At 62.5% G+C, this 240-nt stretch carries 1 pseudogene; it reads right to left on the reverse strand.

The annotated features are described in order from the left end of the window. A pseudogene (locus LK12_RS23450) lies at positions 1-240 on the reverse strand (urocanate hydratase); the annotation flags it as partial.

Consider the following 240-nt stretch of genomic DNA (forward strand, 5'->3'; position numbering starts at 1 on the left):
ATGTAGATCCAGCTGCCGGCGGTCATCTGGCCGTACATGGCCAGGCCCTTGGCATCCAGCTCGTTGAAGTGTTCCCAGCTCGCCCAGTGCGGCACCAGGTTGGAGTTGGCGATAAGCACGCGCGGGGCGTTGCTGTGGGTCTTGAACACGCCGACCGGCTTGCCGGACTGCACCAGCAGGGTCTCGTCGTCGTTCAGCTCCTTGAGGGTCTCGACGATCTTGTCGTAGCACTCCCAGTTG

The sequence above is a fragment of the Novosphingobium malaysiense genome (genome assembly GCF_000802225.1).
In the GTDB taxonomy this organism is placed as follows: domain Bacteria; phylum Pseudomonadota; class Alphaproteobacteria; order Sphingomonadales; family Sphingomonadaceae; genus Novosphingobium; species Novosphingobium malaysiense.